Consider the following 4,308-nt stretch of genomic DNA (forward strand, 5'->3'; position numbering starts at 1 on the left):
TACATCGGGCGCGGGTTGGTCGCGGCACGCTTCTCCCATTTCTCGCCCCCATCCTCGGTGCGCCAGATAAAGCCATTGCCCTGTGCCGACTGCGTGCCCCCCCTGTTGTCGTTCTCCCACGTGACATAGACAATCTTGGGGTTCTTGGGATAGATCGCAATTCCGATACGCCCGACCTCGCCACCGGGCAGGCCACCCGAGAGCTTCTTCCAGGTCTTTCCCGCGTCCGTGGTCTTGTAGAGCCCACCGTCGACGCTCCCGCCTGCAAACCCGAACGCCGTGCGCCGCCGCGTGTAGGCCGCCGCATAGAGCGTGTTAGGGTCTTTCGGATCCATCGCGACATCGGTGACGCCCGTATCCTCATTGATATAGAGCGACTTGACCCAGTTCTTGCCGCCATCGGTGGACTTGTACAGCCCGCGCTCCGGGTTCGGCCCCCAGAGCTTGCCCAGCGCCGCCACATAGAGCGTATTGGGGTCAGTAGGGTGCACCACGACGCGACCGATGTGCTGCGTCTTCTCCAGCCCCAAGTGCGTCCAGGTCTTGCCCGCATCGCCTGACTTGTACATCCCGTAGCCCCAGGAGCTGCTCTGGCGGTTGTTGGCCTCGCCACTTCCCACATAGACGATATTCGGGTCGCTGGGAGCAACGGCAATATCTCCGATGCTGCTGGTCTCGTAGCCGTCAAAGATACTCTCAAACGTGACACCGTTGTTGAGCGTCTTGAAAATACCGCCCGCCGCCGTGGCCACGTAGTAGGTCTTGGGATCGGACTCCACCACGGCGAAGTCGTCAATGCGCCCGCCCATGATCGCGGGGCCGATATTCCGCCAGCTTAGGTTCTCCAGGAGGGGGTCTACTCGTTTCTCCTGGGCAAAGAGAGGCGTTGTGAGTAAGCTTAAACTAAGGATTGTCAAAGGAAGGGAATGGCATTTCATGTCGGGATTTTACCTGTAATACTGCCCTAACGGAGGTAATATCTTAACATGCGCATTAAAATTTGTGGGATTACGTCCGTTCACGACGCTCTGCTGGCTGCCGAGCTTGGGGCCGATGCGCTGGGTGTGATTGTCGTCCCGGGGACACCTCGCTACGTGACGCCGGAGCTTGTCGCTGAGATTCGTGCCGCGCTCCCGCCGTTTTTGCCGCTTGTTGTGGTCGCTCAGAACACCGAACAAGCACAAGGCTACGAAAAGAGCGCGGATGTCTTTCAGCTCTACGAGGGGCCTTTGGTGGCAAGTACCCGCTGCGTTCGTGTGGTTCGGGTGCGCGATGCGGCCAGCCTGGCTGCCATCGCCGAGGCCGCCGCTGAGCCTGTCGCCGCTGTGCACCTAGATGCCTACCACGAAAAATCCCTGGGCGGCGCGGGCGTCGTCTTTGACTGGGGACTCGCCGTGGCCGCAAAGGCGCAGCTCAGCGGCAAGCCGCTTATCTTAGCCGGTGGCCTCACCCCGGAAAACGTCGCGGAAGCGATTGCCTTGGTGCAGCCCTACGCGGTAGATGTCTCCTCGGGCGGAGAGGCAAGCCCCGGCAAGAAAGACCCGCAAAAGCTCCGCGACTTCATCGCGGCGGCGAAAGCCTCCCCCCCGGCCCCCGTCCAACGGGGGAGTCAAAAATAGATGCGTACCACACCCTTTACCAAGCTCTGGGAGCAGCCCAGCTATCTTGAACACACTGGGCAGTTTATTCGCCTTGTGCCGACCAACCCCCAGCGCAACAGCCTGGAGCTCTTTGCTGCCGCTCATCGAGGCGACTACGAGGCTGTCTGGCGCTACATGACCCAGGGGCCGTTTGAGAGTGAGGCGGAGTTTCGGGGGTATCTGGAGTCGTTGCAAGGCCGCGACGACTGGCAGCCCTACACGGTGCGGCGGCTTTCTGATAGCGCGGTGCTGGGAATGATCTCCGTGATGCGGATCGAGCCACGCGATGGGGTCGCGGAGTTGGGGAGCATCTGGTACACCCCGGCGGCACAGCGTACGGCGACCAACACCGAGACAATCTATCTACTCCTCAGGCATCTCTTCGAGGCATGCGAGTACCGGCGCGTCGAGTGGAAGTGCGACTCCCGCAATGAACGCAGTGCCGCCGCCGCCCGTCGTCTTGGCTTCACCTACGAGGGCTGCTTCCGTCAGCACATGATCAGCAAGGGCGTCAGCCGCGACACGCTCTGGTTTGCGATGCTGGACGGGGAGTGGGAAGCAAAAAAAGCGCACTTCGAGCGGGTGCTCTACTCCGGCGAGAACGTCTCACTTAGCGAGTTGAATGCGGTAGCCCCTGACCCCCACACGTGGGGGAAATAAAAGGAAAATTCCTTACCGTTCCCCCAATCTTGGGGGTCAGGGGGCCGCCTTACTTCCCGTACTCCGCTTTCTTTTTCAGCCCCAGTCCCTGGTACTCATCGGAGTCCTTCCCAAACTGCGCCGCGACTTGCTCCGTCGCGCCCACTAAGAGATCATGGCGCTTGTGCTCCGCAATACGTGCCTTGTCCCGCGCCGCATCGAGCGCCGCAATCGCATCACGCTCCGCTTCTTGCGCCGCAAGTGCTTCGGCATCCGCACTGGCTATCGCAGCGGCAGAGAACTCTGCACGAGCGGGGGTGTAGCGCGTAGCAATACGCTTGATTCCACTGGTTTTAACCGTATCCGCATCCAGAACCGACAGAGAAAGACGTTTACGTGATTTTATTTCTTGCGCCATGAAGCATCACCTCTGAAATGTCAATTTTCTGTACGAAATATCACCTCGCCACAAAGCGAAGTCACCTCGCACAAAGAAATTTTACCACGCCACCAGAAATATCACAATACTTGCCAGGAACATCACCTCGCCCCACGCGAAGTCACCTTAGGGAATATCTTTCCACTTCGCCCGCTTCAGAAACCTCGTCGCCTCGATAATCGCTTCATCGGCTTCGGAACTACGAAGCTCCAGTAAAAGCCGCTCACCTTTTGTCAGTGATGATTCGTCTTGTAGTATTGCAGAGGCTAGTGAATTAACAGGTTTCAGATTTCTTACCAAATAGGATAGTGTTGAATAGCTATTAGAGTCCGATTCATCTCTCAATAATAAAAAATGACCTCTGAATAAAATAAAGATAAACAAATTAGAAAAAATTGCCATTAATGCAAAGTATATTCTGTAAGTTCCTGATATTGACATTGCTATGAATATAGTAGCTGTAAGGAGGGTGTATAATCCAATTTTATACACTTCATCATTAATTGTATTTTGTTTTTTAGTTTGGTTGATAATCTTCGCGGCGTAGATAGCGAGTATTTCTGATATTTCACCAGTATCACGGGGCAGATCGCCATATTCTATCCTAGTATAACTTTGCTTTTGTATACTTGGTGACGGGATTGGTTCTGCGCTCATTTGAGTAGCTCTTTCAAGATGCTCATGGCACGCTCTTGATGTGAATAGAAGAGAGTGTCTTCATAGCCTGCCGCAGTGGGGAAAGCAATCGTACTTTCGCTGGCATTCTTCAAGTTTTCATGCCGAAGAGACAAGTAGGCAAACTCATGATGAAAGTTATCGCGCCCTTTCTGAGAAAAGAGACGGTCAATGAGCTTCTTATACTCGCCTTGTTCGTAGTGCGCTATGACCGTGTCATGCTCAGGCCACCAGATGTCTTCTTTGGTGACGAGAGTCAGAAAACGTAGATCGCTTGTTGGGGTTTGCTCGAAGTAGCTGACAACACGCTCCAAAAAACGAAGCTCCTCAGTGCGTTTCTCTATGATGTAGGCATTCCAATCCGTGATGGTTCTATCTGGTCTTGGAGTGTGGTAGCCGTAGGAAACGACGAAGACAATAATGGCTTTGCGCTTGGCTCTGGTGAGCTTCTGGTTGAGGAGGGGCCAGGTTTTTTCGATGCGCGATGTCTCTTGTCCGGGGGCGATCCAGATTTTCTGGGCGCTGTCGAGTTTGAGCCACTGCTCTTCGATTCCAGGCGACTCTTCGTATTGTTTGGCGATTCTTGCTGGGTCGAAGTCGGGGGAGAGATAAACACCGAATGTTGTTTTGCCGACCCCGCCGGGGCCGAAGACGGCGATCACGGTCTTGCCGGATTTGATCGTCCGCTGAAGCGAGAGCCAGCCCTTCTGGAGCAGGTCGCGCTGCTCCCAGAGCTTTTTGAGAACATCTAGCGGCGTAATGGGCATAACGCTACAATTCTATCGTACCTTCATAGACCAGGGTGGCGGGGCCGGTCATGTAGACGTGGTTATTGATGCCCCACTGGATTCTAAGATCGCCGCCGGGCAGATGGACGAGCACATCACGGCCTGTGAGACCGTTGAGATGCGCCGC

Annotated in this window: 5 protein-coding genes and 2 pseudogenes; 2 read left to right on the forward strand and 5 right to left on the reverse strand. The window is 55.5% G+C overall.

The features are described 5' to 3' along the window. Positions 1 to 938, reverse strand: a pseudogene (locus RMO15_RS15945) (glycosyl hydrolase); the annotation flags it as partial. A gap of 48 nt (positions 939 to 986) precedes the next feature. Here RMO15_RS15945 and RMO15_RS15950 point away from each other — a divergent pair. Both RMO15_RS15950 and RMO15_RS15955 read left to right on the forward strand, forming a co-directional pair. Continuing rightward, a complete protein-coding gene (locus tag RMO15_RS15950) occupies positions 987 to 1,619 on the forward strand; it encodes a phosphoribosylanthranilate isomerase (RefSeq protein ID WP_309714435.1) in 633 nt (210 codons plus the stop codon). Continuing rightward, a complete protein-coding gene (locus RMO15_RS15955; RefSeq protein ID WP_309714436.1) occupies positions 1,620 to 2,300 on the forward strand; it encodes a GNAT family protein in 681 nt (226 codons plus the stop codon). 49 nt (positions 2,301 to 2,349) lie between these two features. Here the strand turns inward: RMO15_RS15955 and RMO15_RS15960 are convergent, their stop codons facing one another. The 4 genes and pseudogenes from RMO15_RS15960 to RMO15_RS33320 form a co-directional block, all read right to left on the reverse strand. Further along, a complete protein-coding gene (locus tag RMO15_RS15960) occupies positions 2,350 to 2,697 on the reverse strand; it encodes a hypothetical protein (RefSeq protein WP_309714437.1) in 348 nt (115 codons plus the stop codon). 147 nt (positions 2,698 to 2,844) lie between these two features. Next, on the reverse strand, positions 2,845 to 3,375 hold the full coding sequence (locus RMO15_RS15965) for a hypothetical protein (protein WP_309714438.1): 531 nt from the start codon (positions 3,373 to 3,375) through the stop codon (positions 2,845 to 2,847). Next, complete coding sequence (locus RMO15_RS15970) at positions 3,372 to 4,160, reverse strand: hypothetical protein (RefSeq protein ID WP_309714439.1); 789 nt, start codon at positions 4,158 to 4,160, stop codon at positions 3,372 to 3,374. Before RMO15_RS15970 ends, RMO15_RS15965 begins: the two co-directional genes overlap by 4 nt. A gap of 4 nt (positions 4,161 to 4,164) precedes the next feature. Continuing rightward, positions 4,165 to 4,308, reverse strand: a pseudogene (locus RMO15_RS33320) (diaminopimelate epimerase); the annotation flags it as partial.

It is taken from the genome of Armatimonas sp. (assembly GCF_031410135.1).
In the GTDB taxonomy this organism is placed as follows: domain Bacteria; phylum Armatimonadota; class Armatimonadia; order Armatimonadales; family Armatimonadaceae; genus Armatimonas.

Excerpts from the sequence above, each read along its gene's own strand:
- RMO15_RS15955 (WP_309714436.1), top strand. The coding sequence starts at position 1,620 with ATGCGTACCACACCCTTTACCAAGCTCTGGGAGCAGCCCAGCTATCTT.
- RMO15_RS15950 (WP_309714435.1), top strand. The coding sequence starts at position 987 with ATGCGCATTAAAATTTGTGGGATTACGTCCGTTCACGACGCTCTGCTG.
- RMO15_RS15970 (WP_309714439.1), bottom strand. The coding sequence starts at position 4,160 with ATGCCCATTACGCCGCTAGATGTTCTCAAAAAGCTCTGGGAGCAGCGC.
- RMO15_RS15960 (WP_309714437.1), bottom strand. The coding sequence starts at position 2,697 with ATGGCGCAAGAAATAAAATCACGTAAACGTCTTTCTCTGTCGGTTCTG.
- RMO15_RS15965 (WP_309714438.1), bottom strand. The coding sequence starts at position 3,375 with ATGAGCGCAGAACCAATCCCGTCACCAAGTATACAAAAGCAAAGTTAT.